18 protein-coding genes are annotated in these 17,954 nt (G+C 67.4%); 4 read left to right on the forward strand and 14 right to left on the reverse strand.

All coding sequences use genetic code 11. From position 1 onward, the window contains the following. Window positions 1-8: 8 nt before the first annotated feature. The 7 genes from ASD34_RS06295 to ASD34_RS06325 are packed head-to-tail and all read right to left on the reverse strand — an operon-like array spanning window position 9 to window position 8,222. Window positions 9-1,013, reverse strand: coding sequence for an ABC transporter ATP-binding protein (locus tag ASD34_RS06295; RefSeq protein ID WP_056574386.1), 1,005 nt, complete (start codon window positions 1,011-1,013; stop codon window positions 9-11). Continuing rightward, entirely contained in the window at window positions 1,010-2,044 is a 1,035-nt protein-coding gene (locus ASD34_RS06300) for an ABC transporter ATP-binding protein (protein ID WP_056574444.1), read from the reverse strand. The genes ASD34_RS06295 and ASD34_RS06300 overlap by 4 nt, the downstream gene beginning before the upstream one ends. Window positions 2,045-2,057: 13 nt before the next feature. After that, window positions 2,058-2,972: an ABC transporter permease gene (locus ASD34_RS06305; protein ID WP_056574389.1), complete on the reverse strand. Its 915-nt coding sequence runs from the start codon at window positions 2,970-2,972 to the stop codon at window positions 2,058-2,060. A gap of 25 nt (window positions 2,973-2,997) precedes the next feature. Next, a complete protein-coding gene (locus tag ASD34_RS06310; RefSeq protein ID WP_056574393.1) occupies window positions 2,998-3,933 on the reverse strand; it encodes an ABC transporter permease in 936 nt (311 codons plus the stop codon). A 16-nt stretch (window positions 3,934-3,949) separates the two neighbouring features. Then, complete coding sequence (locus ASD34_RS06315) at window positions 3,950-5,530, reverse strand: ABC transporter substrate-binding protein (RefSeq protein WP_056574396.1); 1,581 nt, start codon at window positions 5,528-5,530, stop codon at window positions 3,950-3,952. Window positions 5,531-5,572: 42 nt separating this feature from the next. Continuing rightward, complete coding sequence (locus ASD34_RS06320; RefSeq protein ID WP_056574399.1) at window positions 5,573-7,024, reverse strand: M81 family metallopeptidase; 1,452 nt, start codon at window positions 7,022-7,024, stop codon at window positions 5,573-5,575. Window positions 7,025-7,067: 43 nt separating this feature from the next. Next, entirely contained in the window at window positions 7,068-8,222 is a 1,155-nt protein-coding gene (locus tag ASD34_RS06325; protein ID WP_056574402.1) for an NAD(P)/FAD-dependent oxidoreductase, read from the reverse strand. A gap of 205 nt (window positions 8,223-8,427) precedes the next feature. Between ASD34_RS06325 and ASD34_RS06330 the strand changes: the two genes are divergently transcribed. The 3 genes from ASD34_RS06330 (at window position 8,428) to ASD34_RS06340 (ending at window position 9,863) form a co-directional block, all read left to right on the forward strand. Beyond that, window positions 8,428-9,141 (forward strand): helix-turn-helix domain-containing protein, encoded by a 714-nt coding sequence (locus ASD34_RS06330; RefSeq protein ID WP_056574406.1) that lies wholly within the window; start codon window positions 8,428-8,430, stop codon window positions 9,139-9,141. 113 nt (window positions 9,142-9,254) lie between these two features. Next, window positions 9,255-9,458, forward strand: coding sequence for a hypothetical protein (locus ASD34_RS27480; RefSeq protein ID WP_157609650.1), 204 nt, complete (start codon window positions 9,255-9,257; stop codon window positions 9,456-9,458). A gap of 54 nt (window positions 9,459-9,512) precedes the next feature. After that, window positions 9,513-9,863 (forward strand): DUF2200 domain-containing protein, encoded by a 351-nt coding sequence (locus ASD34_RS06340; RefSeq protein ID WP_056574447.1) that lies wholly within the window; start codon window positions 9,513-9,515, stop codon window positions 9,861-9,863. A 42-nt stretch (window positions 9,864-9,905) separates the two neighbouring features. Here the strand turns inward: ASD34_RS06340 and ASD34_RS06345 are convergent, their stop codons facing one another. The 7 genes from ASD34_RS06345 to ASD34_RS06375 form a co-directional block, all read right to left on the reverse strand. Next, complete coding sequence (locus tag ASD34_RS06345; protein ID WP_056574412.1) at window positions 9,906-10,931, reverse strand: Bug family tripartite tricarboxylate transporter substrate binding protein; 1,026 nt, start codon at window positions 10,929-10,931, stop codon at window positions 9,906-9,908. 64 nt (window positions 10,932-10,995) lie between these two features. Then, window positions 10,996-11,907, reverse strand: coding sequence for an HpcH/HpaI aldolase/citrate lyase family protein (locus tag ASD34_RS06350; protein WP_056574415.1), 912 nt, complete (start codon window positions 11,905-11,907; stop codon window positions 10,996-10,998). Window positions 11,908-11,941: 34 nt separating this feature from the next. Next, entirely contained in the window at window positions 11,942-13,192 is a 1,251-nt protein-coding gene (locus ASD34_RS06355) for a CaiB/BaiF CoA transferase family protein (RefSeq protein ID WP_056574418.1), read from the reverse strand. Next, window positions 13,192-13,680, reverse strand: coding sequence for a MaoC family dehydratase (locus tag ASD34_RS06360; protein WP_056574422.1), 489 nt, complete (start codon window positions 13,678-13,680; stop codon window positions 13,192-13,194). Before ASD34_RS06360 ends, ASD34_RS06355 begins: the two co-directional genes overlap by 1 nt. Beyond that, window positions 13,677-14,918 (reverse strand): acyl-CoA dehydrogenase family protein, encoded by a 1,242-nt coding sequence (locus ASD34_RS06365; RefSeq protein WP_056574425.1) that lies wholly within the window; start codon window positions 14,916-14,918, stop codon window positions 13,677-13,679. Before ASD34_RS06365 ends, ASD34_RS06360 begins: the two co-directional genes overlap by 4 nt. Before the next feature lie 2 nt (window positions 14,919-14,920). Next, window positions 14,921-15,421, reverse strand: coding sequence for a MaoC family dehydratase (locus ASD34_RS06370; protein WP_056574428.1), 501 nt, complete (start codon window positions 15,419-15,421; stop codon window positions 14,921-14,923). Then, window positions 15,418-16,782, reverse strand: a complete 1,365-nt coding sequence (locus tag ASD34_RS06375; protein WP_235509988.1) for an MmgE/PrpD family protein — start codon at window positions 16,780-16,782, stop codon at window positions 15,418-15,420. Before ASD34_RS06375 ends, ASD34_RS06370 begins: the two co-directional genes overlap by 4 nt. A 208-nt stretch (window positions 16,783-16,990) precedes the next feature. On the opposite strand from ASD34_RS06375, the gene ASD34_RS06380 reads away from it, so the two are divergent. Then, window positions 16,991-17,896 (forward strand): HpcH/HpaI aldolase/citrate lyase family protein, encoded by a 906-nt coding sequence (locus ASD34_RS06380; RefSeq protein WP_056574431.1) that lies wholly within the window; start codon window positions 16,991-16,993, stop codon window positions 17,894-17,896. Window positions 17,897-17,954: the final 58 nt, after the last annotated feature.

Raw genomic sequence — 17,954 nt, forward strand, 5'->3', positions numbered from 1 at the left:
CAATGCTTTCAACGGAAGTGGCAGGCGACCCAGTGGCCGCCCTGGGAAGTCGAGGGGCGCTCGCTCAGCGCGGGCGTCTTCTCCTTGCACACGGCCTGCGCCATCGGGCAGCGCGTGTGAAAGCGGCAGCCGGAAGGCGGGTTGGCCGGGCTCGGCGGGTCGCCCTGCAGCAGCAGGCGGCGTGCCGGCGTGCGCGGGTTGGGCACGGGCACGGCCGACAGCAGGATCTCGGTGTACGGATGGCGCGGCGCCGAGAACAGCGTGTCGCGGTCGGCAATCTCCACGATGTGGCCGAGGTACATCACGGCCACGCGGTGACTGATGTGGCGCACCACGGCGAGGTCATGCGCGACGAACAGGTAGGCGATGCCGAACTCGGCCTGCAGGTCCATCAGCAGGTTGACGACCTGCGCCTGCACCGACACGTCGAGCGCCGACACCGGCTCGTCGCAGACGATCAGCTTGGGGTTCAGCGCCAGCGCGCGCGCAATGCCCAGGCGCTGGCGCTGGCCGCCCGAGAACTCGTGCGGAAACTTCTTCGCCGCCTCGGGCCGCAGGCCCACGCGCGAGAACAGCCACTGCACGCGCTCGCGCCGCTCGGCCACCGACACGTCGCCGAAGTTGCGCAGCGGCTCGGCCACGATGTCGCCGGCCGTGAGGCGCGGGTTCAGCGAAGCGTACGGGTCCTGGAAGATGATCTGCAGGTCGCGCCGGCGCTGGCGCATCGCGTTCGCGGGCAGGCTCAGCAGCTCTTCGCCGTTGAGCTGCACCGAACCTGAGGTGGGCTCGACCAGCCGCATCACCGACTTGGCTGTGGTCGTCTTGCCGCAGCCCGACTCGCCGACCAGCGACAGCGTCTCGCCGTGCCCCACGGTGAACGACACGCCGTCGACCGCCTGGATGGCCGGCTTGGCCGGGCGCAGCCAGCGCCGCGGCGAGGTGTAGTGCTTGCGCAGCTCGCGCACCTGCAGCAGCGGCGCCTTCGTGGATGTTGTCGTTGTTGTCGTCGTCATGCGCTCACCTCGGCAGTCTCGTCGGCCCATTGCTCCTGCACCGCGAAGCAGGCAACCACGTGCCCGTCGCCCTGCGTGGAAAGCGGCGGTGTCTCGCGGCGGCAGCGTTCGCGCGCCTGCGCGCAGCGCGCGGCAAAGGCGCAGCCGCGCCCGAGCTCGTGCGCGGCGGGCACCATGCCCGGAATCTCGTGCAGCCGCGCGCTCGACGTGCTCATGGCGGGCATCGAGGCCATCAGCGCGCGCGTGTAGGGATGCAGCGGGCGGTCGAACAGGTCGACCACGTCGGCCTCTTCCACCTTCTTGCCGGCGTACATGACGACGACGCGGTCGCAGCTCTCGGCCACCACGCCCAGGTCGTGCGTGATCATCACCACGCCCATGCCCAGCTCCTTCTGCAGCCGCTTGATGAGGTCGAGGATCTGCGCCTGGATGGTCACGTCGAGCGCGGTGGTCGGCTCGTCGGCGATCAGCACCTCGGGGTTGCAGGCCAGGGCCAGCGCGATCATCACGCGCTGGCGCATGCCGCCCGAGAGCTGGTGCGGGTACTCGTTCACGCGCCGCTCGGGCTCGGGGATCTGCACCAGCCGCAGCATCTCGACCGCGCGCTGCAGCGCCTCGGCGCGGCTGGCCTTCTGGTGCAGCTGCACCGTCTCGGCGATCTGCCGGCCCACGGTGAGCACCGGGTTCAGCGAGGTCATCGGCTCCTGGAAGATCATCGAGATGCGGTTGCCGCGGATCTGTCGCATCTCGCGTTCGCTCAGCTGCATCAGGTCGGTGCCGCGCAGGCGCACCGCGCCCATGTGGCGGCCGGGCGGCGTGGGCACCAGCCGCAGGATCGACAGCGCCGTCACGCTCTTGCCGCAGCCCGATTCGCCGACCACGCCGAGCGTGCGGCCCGCGCGCACGGTGTACGACACGCCGTCGACCGAGCGCACCGTGCCCGCGAGCGTGCTGAAGTAGGTGCGCAGGTTGTCGACCTCGAGCAAGGGCTCGCCGGGGGCGAGGGTGGCCTGGGACATGGGAAGGGTCATGGCGCGTTCCTCTTCACAGCTGCCGCGCCAGGCGCGGGTCGAGCGCATCGCGCAGGCCGTCGCCGAGCAGGTTGATGGCCAGCACTGTAGCCGCCAGCAGCAGGCCCGGGTACAGGATGATGTGGAACGCCACGGTCACGAAGTTGCGGCCCTCGGCCATCATGTTGCCCCAGCTCGGCGTCTGCGAAGGCACGCCCACGCCGAGGAAGGACAACGCGGCTTCGGTGAGCACGGCGGCGGCGGCGACGAAGGTGGCCTGCACCACCAGCGGCGCCACGATGTTCGGCAGCACGTGCCGCACGAGGATCACCGGCAGCCGCGTGCCGACCGCATGCGCGGCCTCCACGAACAGCTGCTCGCGCAACGTGAGCGCCAGCGAGCGCACCAGCCGAACCACGCGCGGAATCTCGGGCACGGTGATGGCGATGATTACGGTGATGAGGCTGGCGCGCGTCACGGCCATGAGCGCAATGGCCAGCAGGATGCCGGGGATGGCCATGAGGCCGTCCATCACCCGCATGATCGGTCCGTCGGCCCAGCGCACGAAGCCCGACACCAGGCCCAGCACGATGCCGAAGAAGGTGGCGAGCACGGCCACCGAGGCGCCGACGATCATCGACACGCGACCGCCCCACACGGCACGGCTGAACACGTCGCGGCCGAGCGCGTCGGTGCCGAACCAGTGCTCGGCCGAGGCCGACTGCATGCGCGCCAGCGGATCGATGTCCTGCGGGTCGTGGGTGGCGATCCAGGGCGCGGCGATGGACAGCGCGGCCACCACGATCAGCAGCAGTGCGCCGACGATCAGCGTCGGGTGCTTGCGCACCCAGCGCCAGCGTGGGGGTACGAAAGGGGTGTCTTCGGCGGAGTCTGCGGCGGCGGCAGGAACCGGCGCATCGACCTCGCGCAAGGGCAGGGCAGTGGACATGGCGTCGTGGGGCTCGTTCTTTGTTCTAGTACTGGATGCGCGGATCGAACAGGCGGTAGCTCAGGTCGATCAGCAGGTTGATCAGCACATACACCCCCGCCGACAGCAGCAGCACGCTCTGGATCACCGGGTAGTCATGACGCTGCACCGAATCGATGACCAGCCGGCCCACGCCTGGAATGGCGAACACCGTCTCGGTGACCACCACGCCGCCGATCAGCAGCGCGATGCCCGCGCCGATGGTGGTCGCGATGGGAATGGCCGCGTTGCGCAGCGCATGGCCCAGCACCGGCAGCACGCCCAGGCCCTTGGCGCGCGCGGTGCGGATGTAGTCCTCGTGCAGCACCTCGAGCACGGTGGCGCGCGTCATGCGGGTCACCAGCGCGATGTACACCAGCGCCAGGTTCACGCAGGGCAGCACCAGCGCGCGCAGCCAGGCGCCGGGGCCTTCGGAGAAGTTCACGTAGCCCTGCACCGGAAACCACGGCAGCTGCACCGCGAAGGTGTAGACCAGCAGGTAGCCCACGAGGAACACCGGCACCGAGAACGCCAGCACCGCGAACAGCATCACCAAGCGGTCGATCCAGGTGCCCGCGCAGTAGGCCGCGAGCGTGCCCAGCGGCACGGCCGTCACCAGCGTGATGAGCATGGTCAGTGCCGCAATCGACACCGTCGGCTCCAGCCGCTGGCCGAGCAGCTGCGTCACGGGCACCTGCGTGAAGATCGAGGTGCCCAGGTCGCCGGTGAAGATCTTGCCGATCCACAGCCCGAACTGCTGCCACAGCGGCAGGTTCAGACCGAGCGCGGCGCGCAGCTTGTCGATGTCTTCGGTGGTGGCGAGGTCGCCCGCGATGAGCGCGGCCGGATCGCCCGGCGACAGGTGGATCAGCAGGAACACCACCACGGCCACCACCGCCATCACCGGCAGCGTGGAAAGAAAGCGTCGAACGATGTAGCCCATGGTGGTGCGCGGCGGCTTACTTGTCGAGCATCCAGACGGTCGGCAGGCCGGCCCACATCTTGTCCAGCCCCTTGAGGCTGGCGCGTGCCGCGAACGCGGCCGAGTACTGGCCGGCGTTGATGTATGGCACGGCCTCGTAGGCGCGTGTCTGGAAGGCGTCGAGCAGTTCCTTGCGCTTGGCCGGCACGGTTTCCTTCAGCCAGGCGGTGCGCAGTTCGTCGAGCTGCTTGTCGCAGGGCCAGCCGGGCAGCGTGTTGCCGCAGGCCGCGCCGAGGTAGGCGTTGGCGATGGGAGAGTTCACGTCGAACTCTCCGGCCACGGTGACGTACATGTTCCAGCCGCCCGCGTCGCCCGCGTCACGCTTGGCGCGGCGCGCGCCGATCGATGCCCAGTCCATGGTCTGGGCATCGACGTTCAGGCCGATGCTCTTCATGGTCTGCGCGGCCATCAGCGCCTCGGCGTTGAGGTAGGGCACGTCGCTGGGCACCATCAGCACCACCTTCTCTCCCTTGTAGCCGGCATCGGCGAGCATCTTCTTTGCCTTGGCGACGTCGGCCTTGCGGAAGGGCTCGGCACCGGCCGAGGTGTCGTTGGGGCTGCCGCAGATGAACCAGGTGGCGCAGTAGGCCATGCGCATGTCCAGCGGGAAGCCCATGGCCGCGACGAAGCGTTCCTGGTTCACGGCCTGCAGCAGCGCCTGGCGCACCTTCGGGTTGTCGAAGGGCGGGTGCAGCTGGTTCATCACCAGGAAGCCCTGGTAGGCGCCGCCGGAGCCGATCTTGATGTTGCTGTCGGTGCGCAGCGGCGCGATGTAGTCGGGCGGAAGCTGCTCGATGTAGTCGACCTCGCCGCGCTTGAGCGCCGACACGGCGCTGTTGGCGTCGGGCAGGTAGAGCCATTCGACACGGTCGAGCGTGGTCTTCTTGCTGCCGGCCAGGCCGCTCGGCGGCTCGCTGCGCGCCACGTAGTTCGGGTTGCGCACGAACACCGTCTTGTTGCCCGGTACCCATTCGTCGCGCTTGAAGATGAAGGGCCCTGAGCCGACGACTTCGGTCAGCGGCGCGGTGGCCGGCAGCTTGGCGATGCGCTCGGGCAGGATCACCGGGGGAAAGCCTGAGGGCTTGGCCAGCGCATCGAGCACCATGCCGAAGGGCTCGTTGAGCGCGAGCGTGAAATTGCGCGCGTCGGTCGCCTTCCACTGCGCGCCGACGGCCGTCATGGCACGGCCCAGGCTGTCGCGCGCGGCCCAGCGCTGCAGCGACGCCACGGCATCGGCCGAGGTCACGGCGGTGCCGTCGGAAAACTTCAGGCCGGGGCGCAGCGTGAAGCTCCATTGCTTGCCGTCCTTCGAGGTCGTGTACTTCTCGACCATCTGCGGCTGCGGCTTGCCGGTGGCGTCCTGCGCGAACAGCGTGTCGTACACCATGTGGCCGAAGTTGCGCGAGATGTAGGCCGTGGTGAAGGTCGGGTCGAGGATCTTCAGGTCGGCATGCGCCACCACCTTGAGTGTCTTGGGCGGCGTTGTCTGGGCGAGCGCGGGAAGGCTGGCGGCTGAAAAGGCCAGGGCAGCGAGGGCGGCAAGCGTTCGTCGTTTCATCGTCGGTTCTCCGGTCGGTGGGGCGAAAAAAGAAGAGGGAGTTCAGGCGGCGACGCCGATGGGCCACTTGGGCAGGCGGGCCTTGCGGTACGGCAGGGTGGTGAGGTCGAGCGTCACGGCGCCCGGTGCGCCGGCGTAGATCACGTGCTTGGCCACCTGCGAGTACGACGCGTAGAAGTGCTGCGACGACTTGACGACCACGATCTTCTTGGCCGCCAGGTCGCAGCCCAGTTGCGTGAACAGGTCGGTGCCCATGGCCTGGTTGCGCCGCGTGATCAGCACGATCTCGATGCCGTTGACCTCGACCAGCGCGCAGTCGCCCATGGCCGTGGGCGTGTTCGACAGGCCCGTCATCACCAGGTCGTGCTGCAGCGCCTTCACGGTGCATTCAAGGTCGAGCGGATCGCCCGACAGCGGACTGATCTTGCCGCCGATGCGCATCTGCAGCCTGGCGCCCACACCGGCGTCGAAGGCGATGCGCACGGCGATCGGGTCCCACATCGGGCCCAGGGCCGCGTTGGTGATGCCGCGTTCGAGCATGCGGCGCAGGATGAAGGTGGAGTCGCTCGCCGCGCCGCCGCCGGGGTTGTCGGCGCCGTCGGCCAGCACCACGGGGCCGCCGTCGAAGGCCAGTGCCTGGTCGAGCGATTCGTCGATGCCGGGGTAGTTCACCGTGAGGCCGTCGCGCATGGCGATGACCTCGTCGGCCAGCTGGCGCGCCAGTGCGTCGGCCTTGGCCTGGTCGCCGTCGGTGTAGACCAGCACCTTGGTGCCCATCTCGGGCACGTCGCCCCACGAGAAGCCGTGCGTGAGCGAGACCGAGAGCACGCCGTCCTTGCCTTCGAGCGCCTGCATGCGCTGCACGAAGCTGCGCGCCGGCTCGCGCGAGGTGTGGACGGTGACGATGATGTCGCAGTCGACCATCGCGACTACCGGCTTGACCTTGCCTTCCACGGCCGCGGCGCAGATGTCGACCAGCTCCAGCCCGCGTTCGAGCACGTCGGTGTGCGGGTACTCCTTGAAGGAGACCATCACGTTGGCGTTGTCCACCATGGCGGGCGTGAGGTGGTTGTGCGGGTCGAGCTCGGCGCCGACGATGACGTCGGGCCCGACGATCTCCCGCACGCGTACCAGCATGTCGCCTTCGCAATCGTCGTAGCCGTCGGCCACCATGGCGCCGTGCAGGCCGAGCAGCACCATGTCGACTGGCAGTGCCGCGCGCAGGTCGTTCAGCATTTCGTCGCGCAGCGTTTCGTACGCGTGGCGCGTGGTGATGCCACTGGGCTGCGCGCCCGCCACCATGCCTTCGAGCAGCGTCCAGCCTTTTTCCTTGCCGCGGATGCGTGCGGCCCACAGCGGACCCGAGTAGATCGTCAACGCATCGGGATGCTGGCCGGCGGGAAAGTAGCCGCGATCCTTGAAGGAGGCGATGCCGGTCGGCATCGGGCCGAAGGTGTTGGTTTCGGTCGCAAGAGAGGCACTGAAGACACGCATGGTGATTTCTCGTGGGGAAGATTTGTAGGGGAGAAGGAACGGATCAGCCGGCCGTGTGCAGCCGCTGCGGGCCGAGCATCTCGGCCGTGAGTCCGAAGCCTGCGATGCGCTCGGGCAGTGGCAGGCCGCGTGCCAGCGCAGCGCAGGCCTCGCCCATGGCGGCCGAGGTCTGGATGCCGTAGCCGCCCTGCGCCGCGACCCAGAAGAAGCCGGGCGCGTCGGGCGCGAAGCCGCCCACCAGGTCCCCGTCGGCCACGAAGGAGCGCAGGCCGGCCCAGGTGCGCGTGGGACGGCGGATGGCGAGCGTGGTCGCCTCTTCGATGCGGTGCATGGCGATGGCGATGTCCATCTCTTCGGGCTGCACGTCCTGCGGCTCGACCGGGTCTGCGTTGGCCGGCGAGCCGAGCAACATGCCGGCGTCGGGCTTGATGTACCAGCCCTCGTCGGCGGCGAACACCATGGGCCAGTGCGCGACGCTCTGGCCCTCGGGCGGCGCGAAGATGAAGGCCGAGCGGCGGCGCGGCTCGATGCCCAGCGGGCGCACGCCGGCCAGCTGCGCAATGGTGTCGACCCAGGCGCCCGCTGCGTTGAGCACCACGGGCGCCTCGTACATCGAGCCACCCGCCTTCACGCGCCAGCGTTCGCCCACGCGCTCCATGGCCGTGACCTCGGCGTCGCACACCAGCTTGCCGCCGGCCTGGCGCATGCCGCGCAGGTAGCCCTGGTGGATGGCGTGCACGTCCATGTCGGACGCGTCGGGCTCGTACACCGCGCCGGCCACCTGCTCGGAGCGCAGCGCCGGCACCATCTCGCGCGCCTGTGCGCCGTCCAGGCGCTGGGCGCCGACGTTCATGGCGCGCAGCAGCTCCCAGTGCGCTTCGAGCTCATGCAGGTGCTCGGCGCCCGCGACCATCATCGCGCCGCGCGGCGTGAGCAGCGGGTGCTCGGCGAAGCCTTCGGGCGGGTGTTCGAGGAAGGCACGGCTGGCCATCGTGAGGGCACGTACCTGCGGCGTGCCGTAGCTTTCCATGAAGAGCGCGGCTGAACGGCCGGTGGAGTGGTAGCCCGGCTGGGCCTCGCGCTCGAGCAGGATCACGCGGGCATGCGGGGCGAGCCAATGGGCCACGGAGGCCCCGGCGATGCCGCCGCCGATCACGAGAAAGTCGGCCACGACGGGGGTGGTTGTGCGTGTTGTCATCGCCGAAAAGTGTAGGTAGAAATTTGCGGATACGCAAATTGATTTGCACCGACCAAGGGGAAACCATGGGTGCACCACCAAGGTGAAATTTGCGTACACGCAATTTGCGCATACGCAAAACGCATGCCGGAACCGATCGCGCCCTGCGTGGCCGGCCGGGCGCGGGGCTGGCAGAATCACCCGGCATACCTAGAGAAAGCCAAGCGTGACTCCACACACAGGGAACCGGGGCGGGGCGAAGCCGAAGGAAGAGCCGCCCACGCTGGACCGCACCACTTTCGGCCATCGCCTGCGCACCGCGCGCAAGCGTTTCGGCTGGACGCTGGCGCAACTGGCCGAGCGCTCCGGCGTGTCGATCACCACCATCTCGCGCGCCGAGCGGGGCCAGCTCGCGCTCGGCTACGAGAACTTCACCGCGCTGGGCCGCGCGCTCGAGATGGACATGAACGCCATGTTCGCGGGCGCCGGCGTCAAGCCCGAGCAGTTCGACGGTCCGGTCGTCACGCGCGCGGGCAAGGGCGTGGTCTACAAGGGGCTGGCCATCGCCTACGAGTTCCTGGGCACCACCGCCGCAGGCAAGCAGATGAGCCCCATCGTCGGCACCGTGCATGCGCGCCGCATCAACGGCCCCGAGGACTTCGTGCGGCATGCCGGCGAAGAGTTCGCGTACGTGCTGTCGGGCGAGATCGACGTGCACTTCGACAACGGGGAAGTGGTGCGCCTGGGGCGTGGCGATTCGCTGTATTTCGACAGCCGCCTCGGACACGCCTACGTGAGCGTGAGCCGCCAGCTCGCGAAGATCGTGGGCATGACCTCGGGGGAGAGCGGGCACATGAAGTCGGCGCGGGAGGCGCCGGCGTTGAAGCCAGTGCGCAAGACCGTGGCTGCGAAGAAGGCGGGACGGGGCGGGAAGAAGTGAGTCGGTCGCCAGCCCCCGCGATCACCGTCTGTGCCTACGGCGCCGAGGCGACCTACAGCGGGGCCTGCGACTTCGCGTGGGATGCACCGCCCGTTGGGGGCCGACACAAGCTCATGCTCTTCCTCGCACAAGGCGACGATTTCTCCCGCGAAGCGGAGGCCGCAGCGGAACTCGCGAAATTCGGATTCGTCGATCTTCACCTCATGGCAGGGCGCCCGCTGATGGTCGAGTCGCTGAACGATCCTCGGATGCACGCGTTCAGCAAGCACTACGAAGGCGCACTCGAGAACGGGTGTTCGATCGTCTGGTATCCGTAGCCGCGAGCATCCGGCCAGAATCGACCATCCGACCGACATGAAGGAGCAATGACGATGCCCGAGCACAAGATTTTCGCGATACCGTTCGCCAAGGTGTACCCGATGTACGTCCAGAAGGCGGAACGCAAGAATCGCACGAAGGCAGAGGTCGATGAAGTCATCTGCTGGCTCACCGGCTACGACGCGGCGGGGCTGCAGCAGCAGATCGAACAGCAGAACGATTTCAGGACCTTCTTCGCCCAGGCCCCGGCGCTGAATCCGAACCGCGCGCTGATCAAGGGCGTGGTGTGCGGCGTGCGCGTCGAGGAGGTGGAAGACCCGCTGATGCAGAAGATCCGCTACATGGACAAGCTGGTCGACGAGCTTGCGAAGGGGAAGGCGATCGAGAAGATTCTGCGGGCGTAGCGCGCGCCGGTCCCCGCACGCAATGCGGGGACGTCGTTCCTGCTACTCGACCATCAGCCCCAACTCGCGCGTCATCTTCTGGTACGTCGGCCAGGTCTGCTGGATGAACTTCTGCAGTTCGACGCCGGTCCACGGCGGGCTTTCTACGCCCAGTTGCGTGAGCACGGTCTTCACGGGCTCAGACTTCGTCGACGATTCAAGGGCCACCTCGGCGAGCCGCCGCACCACCTCCTTGGGCAGGTTGGCCGGGCCCAGCACCATGTTGCATTCCTTGAGGTTCTCGAACGCCGGCCCCGTGAAGCCTTCGTCGGCCCAGGTCGGAATGCCCGGGAGCAGCCGCTCCGAACGGTCGCCCGAGATCACGAGGATCGGCCGAAACGCGCCGCGCTGGATGCCGGCTGCCATGCCGGCCATCGAACCGGCCCCCATGTCGATGTTGCCTGCCATCAGGTCGAACACCATCGGCCCCGTCCCCTTGTAGTTGACGAGATCGAACTTGGCACCGGTCTGCTTGGCCAGCTGGCTCATCATCAATTGCCAACCTGAGCCGATGCCGTAGTTGCCGACAGACACCGGCCGCTTGCGCGCCAACTCGATCAGCTCCTTGAAGTTCTTCACTGGCAGGTCTTTCTTGACGACCATGGGCGACGTGCCGGTGCTGAACGCGGCGATCGGTGTCAGGTCCTTGGTGGTGTCGAGCGGTACCTTCTTGAGCAGCACGGGTGCCTGCGCCAGTTGGCTGTGCAGTGTGATCAGCAGGGTGTAGCCGTCCGGTGCGGAGCGCGCCACGGCATCCGCCGCGATCATGCCGATGGCGCCGGGTCGGTTCTCCACGACCACGGGAACGCCGAGCCGGCCCGTCATGTATTCCGCGAGCGCGCGCGCGGTCGCATCGTTGGACGAACCCGGTGCCTGCGCCGCGATGATCTTGATGGGCCGCGAAGGCCAGTCCTGCGCACGCGCCACGTCCGGAAGCCATCCGGCACCCAGCAGGCCCAGTCCGGTGCCAAGAAGGCGGCGGCGTTCCGCGCTCTCGGGGGCCGATGTCGATTCGATGTTCGTCGTCATGTGTGTCTCCGTCATTTTTGGGAATCAGGTGTGCGTGCCGGGCCAAGGGGCCCGTGAAGCGCGGCTACATACCGATCTGGTCTGCGCGGTCGACCAGGTTCTTCACGATGCGGATCGAGGCGATGTCGATCATCTTTCCGCCGTACTGGACGGCGCCCAGCCCTTGCGCCAGCGCCGCGTCGTAGGCCTGGATCATTTCGCGCGCGCGCGTCACATCGGCGGCGGCCGGCGAGAAGGTGGCCTGCGCGATCTCCACCTGCGACGGGTGGATCGCCCACTTGCCAACCATTCCGAGAATCATGGCCCTGCGGCACTCTTCGCGGAAGGCCTCCGGTTCCTTGAAATCGGCAAAGGGCCCGTCGACTGCATCGATGCGGTTCGCTCGCGCAGCGATCGTGAGCTTGTGGCGCTGGTAGCTCCAGATGTCGCCGGGGTAGCCGCTCGGCCCACCGATGTCGCGGATCGATATGCCCTGGCTCGCCGAGTAGTCGCCCATGCCGAAGATCAGGCATTCGAGCCGCGGCGTCGATGCGGCAATCTCTTCAACGTGCATCATGGCCTCGACCTCTTCGATGAGCACATCGATGCCGATGCACTTCTTCAGGCCGAGCTTCTTTTCCATCATGGTGAGCAGCTTGTCGACAAACTGCACGTCGGCCGCGCTCATGGCCTTGGGCAGCATGATCATGTCGAGGTTCTCGCGCGCACCTTCGACGACCTCGATGATGTCCTCGTAGGCGTACTCGGTGGTCAGGTCGTTGATGCGCACGCAGCGCGTGGTGCGGCCCCAGTCGAGGGTGTTCAGTGCCTGCACGATCTTTGCGCGCGCGGGCCGCTTCTCGGAAGGCGCGACCGCATCCTCGAGGTCGAGGAAGGCGAAGTCGACGTCCATGCCGGCGGCCTTCTGCATCATCTTTTCGCTGGAGCCTGGAACGGACAACTGGCAACGGCGCAGCCGCTTGGGTCTTTCTTGCATGGGTTTTCCTTGGGAGATCAGAAGAGGGAAGGAGTTACTGGATGACATGCTCGGCGCGCAACGCCGCGATGTCTTCGCGGCTGAAGCCGAAGGCTTGGAGCGTCTCGTCGGTGTGTTCGCCGGTCAGGGGCGCGCGGCGGCGAACGCCGCCCGGGGTGCCGCTCATGCGCACCGGCGTGCCGGCCACGGTGAGCGGGCGGGAAGCGCCCGGCTGCTCGACATCGACCAGCATCTGGCGCGCGCGAAAGTGCGGGTCGTCGAAGATGTCGGCCGCATTGAAGACGGGGCCAAACGGAATCTCGCCGCCCAGCAGCGCCGACAGCTCGGCCTTGGTGTGGCGCGCGGTCCAGCCGCCGACGATCTCCTCGACGCTCGCCTTGTGCTTGACGCGTGCCTCGTTGGTCGCGTAGCGCGGGTCCGTCGCGAGTTCCGGCCGGCCCATGCATTGCACGAGCGGCACCCAGAAGCGGTCGTTGGGCACGCCCAGGCTCACATGACCGTCTTTTGCGGGAAAGAGGCCGAAGGGGCACAGCAGCGGATGGCCGTTGCCCTCGGGTCCCGGGACGGCGCCGGTCGCGCTGTGCTGGAACACCAGCCGTTCGCAGACCGCGAGCACGGCATCGACCATCGCCACGTCGAGGAACTGGCCCTGGCCGGTGCGCTGCGTGCGCCAGCAGGCTGCGGCAATGCCGTAGGCCAGGTACATGGCGGGCACGATGTCGCCCACACCGGGCCCGATCTTCGTGGGAGCGCCGCCCGGCACGGCGCCGGTGATGCCCATGATGCCGCCCATCGCCTGGGCCACCGGGTCGTAGGCGGGCCAGTCGGCGTACGGGCTCTCGCCGCTGCGTGCATCGCCGAAGCCGCGCAGCGCCGCATACACCAGGCGCGGGTTCTCCAGCGCCAGCGTTTCGTAGCCGAGGCCGAGCCGCTCCATCACGCCGGAGCGGTAGTTCTCGACGAGCACATCGGCCTGCCGCACGAGGCGCAACAGTGCGGCCTTGCCGGCCGGATGTTTCAGGTCGAGGACGAGCGAATCCTTGTTGCGGTTGATCGAAGCGAAGTAGCTGCCGAAGCCCTGTTCGTCGATGCGCCTGGCGCCTTCGAGGTGCGGCCCAGTGCGGCGCGTGAGGTCGCCGCCCGGCGGCTCGATCTTCACGACGTGCGCGCCCTGATCGGCCAGCATCATCGTGGCGTACGGACCGGCGAGCATCTGCGTCAGGTCGAGCACAACGAGGCCTTCGAGAGCCCCCGTCGCACAACGGAAGGGCGCTGCAGTGCCCATCACTTGTCGGCCCAGTGGCTCTTGCGCTTGAGCAGCACGGTGCGCTCGGCTTCCACGCAGAGCGTGTCGTCCTGGTTGATGCCGTAGTGCCGGAAGCGCACGATGCCGGCGTCGGGCCGGTCGGCGTCCCGGCGTTCGAGCACTTCACTGAAGGCGTACAGCGTGTCGCCGTGGAAGACGGGGTTCGACAGGCGGATCTTGTCGAGCGTCAGTTCGCGCAGGCACTGTTCGGCGGTGTCCTGCGCCGCGAGCCCGAGCACCATCGACAGGTTGATGCCGCCGAACACCACGCGCTGCGAAAAGATGCCGCGCGCATCGCGCTTCATCGCGTGCTCGTTGAAGTGGCCCTCGGCCGTGTTCATGACCATGTTCGTGAGGAGCACGTTGTCCATCTCGGTCACGGTCTTGCCGCGTGCATGCCGGATCAATGCGCCCACTTCGAAGTCTTCGAAGTAGTTGTCCGTGCTGGTGAGTTCCGACGCCTTCATGCCGTGGCTCCCCGCTTGGCAGCCTGCAGCTTCTCGAAAGCGCGCTCGGCGATCATGGCTTCCACTTCCGACTTGCCCAGCAGCTGCGTCGAGATGATGCGTTGCTGGATTTCCGACGTGCCCTCGAAGATCTTGGTGAGGCGTGCGTCGCGCCAGTAGCGCTCGACCGCAAACAGCGTGGTGTAGCCCGCGCCGCCGAAGATCTGCATCGCCTCGGACGTCACGCGCTCGGCCATCTCGGAGGCGAAATACTTGACCATCGAAGCCTCCTTGTCGCAGCGCCGGCCGCTGTCGATCTGGCCGCACACGTAGTACATCAGCTGGCGCGCCGCCTCGATCTCGGTCGCCATGGTCGCGATCTTGAAGCGGATCGCCTGGTACTCCGCAATGGGCATGCCGAACTGCTTGCGTTCGCCCGCATAGGCGATGGCGTCTTCCAGTGCGCCTTGCGCGAGGCCGATGGCGCGAGCTGCCGTGTGTGCGCGTGCGCCTTCGAGTCCCTTGGTCATCAGGTGGAAGGCCTTGCCTTCTTCCCCGATCAGCCCTTCAGCCGGCACGCGCAAGCCGTCGAGCGCGAGCTCGAAGGTCTTCCAGCCGAAGTAGCCGATCTTCGGAATGGGAGAACCCGTCATGCCCTGGGGAAAGCTGCCACGCTCCTTTTCGATCAGGAAGCACGAGATGCCCAGGTAGCGCTTGTCCGAACTCGGTGGCGGCGAGGTGCGCGCAAAGAGCGTGAGGTAGTCGGCGCCATCGGCGAAGGTGCACCAGTACTTGTTGCCGGTGAGCACCCACTCGTTGCCATCGCGCACTGCGCGGCACGAGATCGATGCCAGGTCGGAGCCGGTGTCGGGTTCGCTGAGTGCGCTGGCGTTGAGGAACTCGCCGCGCACGACACGGGGCAGGTAGCGCGCACGCATTTCTTCCGGCATGGCCGACTTGATCCACCCGCCCTGGGCGCGGGCCACGATGGACGCCACCGACATCCAGCCGCGCGCCAGTTGTTCGCAGATGAGGCAGTACTCGAAGTAGCCCAGCCCCATGCCGCCGTATTCCTCGGGGATCATGATGCCGAAGTAGCCCATGTCGGCCAGCTTCTGGCGCAGGTCCATCGGGATCTCGCCGTCGGGCCCGTCGAGCCGGTTGGCAACCGGCAGCACCTCTCTCATGGTGAAGTCGCGTGCGGCGTCGCGAATCATGCGACGCTCTTCGGTCATGTAGCCCAGTCCGTCTTCTGACATTCTCAGTTCCTTGTTTTGACGAGGTTGGAGCGCTTGAAGTCGATGACTTCCTCGCCTTGCTGGTTCGACCCACGCGTGTGCCAGGTCACGATCCCGTAGCCGGGCCGGTTGGAGGCCAGCCGCCGCGCAATGACTTCGGAGCGCGCGTACAGCGTGTCGCCGGGGTACACCGCCTTGCGGTAGCTGAGTTCGTCGACGCCCAGGAAGGGGCCGCCGCCTTCCGACAAGTCTTCGACCGACAACCCGAAGACCGTGTTGAATACCAGCAGCGGATTGACCGGCGTGGCCGGGTGCCCGTGTAACTTGGCAAAGGCCTCGTTGGTGTAGTGCGGGTTGTAGTGAAGCGTGAGCGTCGAGAAAATCGTGTTGTCGGCCGCCGTGACCGTGCGACCCCAGTGGTGCGCAAAGCTGCGGCCGATCTCGAAATCTTCGTAGCGGTTGCCGCGGCGTCGCAGCGTCGCGTCGGCTTTCAGCCGTGCGACCGTGGTGTCGTTGGGAGTCATTGGATGGCTTCAAACAGAGGGTGGAGAGAGGGGGAGCGGTCGAGCGCGTCTACGGCCTCGACGAACCGGTCGAAGCGGGCGGTGCCGAGCACCGGCTCGGCGATGGCGCGCGCCTTGGCCAGCAGGCGTTTCCATTGCGCGTCGAGGTCGGTGGCGGGAATCGCCACGTTGGCGGTCCGGGAGAGCGTTCTGCCGTCGCGCGTGTGCATCGTCACCGTGGCCGCATCGCGGTTCTCGGCTTCGACCACGACCATCGACACGCACCGGGCCGCGGCGGCGTAGCGCGCATCGAGCGCGGTCTGGTCGGAGTAGAGGCCGAGGTCGGAGGTGTCTGCGCCGTCGAGCGCCAGCGCGGCCAGATGCTGGATCGAGAACTTCACGTTGAGCCCGCTCTGGGGCACCGCGATGTCGCAGACCCCGCGATGGTTGCCCGCGACCTGAATGGTCATCGACTCCAATGCGTCGAGATCGATCCCATCGTGCTGCCGCAACGCGCGGATCGCCTCGATCGCGGAATGCGTGAGGTAGCAGGAGGCGTGGTACTTGAAGAGCGTCTGTTCGACGGCAAAGCCCTGGCGCGTGTCGATCGACGGGGCCACATTGTTCAGCGCCGGGGCCATGGTGCGGGCAAAGCCCTGCACGCATTCGATGGCGTTGTCGTTCACCGTGAAGCCGCGCGCGGCGAGCTCTGCAGCCATCAGTCCGTTCATCGCGGCCTTGCCGGCGTGGAGCGGCTTGCCCATGGTTCCGAACATGCACTTGAGCCCCGCGGCCTGGGTCGCCGCGAGTCCGAGGGCATGCGCCGTCTGGTCGCTGCTCAGACCGCGCAGATTCGCGCAGGCCGCTGCGGCGCCGAAGGTGCCGACCGTCCCGGTGGCATGGAAGCCATGCTGGTAGTGGCTCGGGCCGACGATCTCCCCGAGTCGGCTCTCGATCTCGTGGCCCACCACCAGGGCGCGCAGCAGGTCGCGACCCGAGACCGCACGAGACTGCGCCATGGCGAGCACGGCTGGCGCCACCGGCACCGTGGGGTGGCCAAACATCCGTGAAGCGACATCGTCGTAGTCCAGCGCATGGCCCGCCGCACCGTTGATGAGCGCCGCGTCGTGTGGCGCTGCACGCCGTCCGCGCGCCAGCAGCAGGCAGGGTTGTTCTGCCGACCCCTGGTACGCATCGGCAAGGATCTGCACCAGCGGCTCGGCCGTGCCTGCGATGCTGACGGCGAGCCAGTCGAACATCGCGTGCTTCGCCCACTGGTACGCCGCGGGGGTGGGGGCGGCATCGTCGGTGCGGCTGATCCAGTCGGCCATCAGGTGCGTGACCGCCACGCTGTCGATGCTCTCGTTGGTCTGATTCTTCACGTTGTCTCTTGGCCTCGGTGAGAGGCTCGTTGGTGGGCTCTCCAAAGTATTGAGCAGGCTCGGGCAAAGTTGCATCACATATGTGATGGTTGATCGATGCGGAACACCATCACATCCATGATGAAAGTCCAAGCGCACCCGGGCCAGACTAGGCATTCGCGTCCGTTTCCCTTGCGATGCGCTTGTTCAACTCATCGATGCCCTTGCCATGACACTTACTGCCCAAGCCCGACGACCCCGACGCTCGGCCCTGTACGTCCCCGCCACCAACCAGCGCGCGCTCGCAAAGACCTCATCGCTCGACTGCGATGTGGTCATCTTCGATCTGGAAGATGCGGTAGCGCCCGACATGAAGGAGGCCGCGAGGCGCAACCTCGAGACTTTCTTTGCGGCGCCGAAGGAGGGCACGCAGGAGCGGGTCATCCGCGTGAATGCCATCGACACGACGGACTTCGAAGCCGACATGGCAACCGTCGCGGCCTGCCGACCGGACGCGGTGCTGGTGCCGAAGCTCTCGAGTCCAGGTGACTTCGCGGTGATCGCGAGCGCGCTGCAAGAGAGGGGCACGAACGAGACGCCGCGCCTGTGGGCCATGGTCGAGACGCCCGCGGCACTGCTCTCGCTCGACGAGATCGTTCGCGCGGGCCTCGCGTCGCAGGCCCGCCTCGCGTGCCTCGTGGTCGGCACCAACGACATCGCCAAGGAGACGGGCGTTTCCGCTGGAGACGGACGCGCCTTTCTCCGGCCCTGGCTGATGCACGTCGTGCTCTGCGCCAAGCGCCATGGCGTGTGCGTGCTCGACGGGGTCTGGAACGACTTCGCAGATCAGTCGGGTTTCGCAGCGGAAGCGGCCGAGTCCGTGAAGATGGCCTTCGACGGCAAGACCCTCATTCATCCGACGCAGATCGGGCCGACGAACCAGGCTTTTTTTCCTTCGGCAACCGCGGTGGCCGACGCACGGCAGATCGTTGCGGTCTTTGCCCGGCCGGAGAACGCTGGCGCAGGGGTCGTCAACCTCGACGGAAAGATGGTCGAACGCCTGCACCTGGCGCAAGCGCAGGCGCTGCTGGTCGTTCACGACGCGATCGAGGCGCGGGCGACGCGCGGGCGCTAGGTGTGAAGCTTCAATAGGTTGTTGCGGGTGTTCACCCGGAGTGGTTTTGAGAGACTGG

Origin of the sequence: Variovorax sp. Root473 (genome assembly GCF_001426505.1) — a bacterium.
Lineage (GTDB): Bacteria > Pseudomonadota > Gammaproteobacteria > Burkholderiales > Burkholderiaceae_C > Variovorax.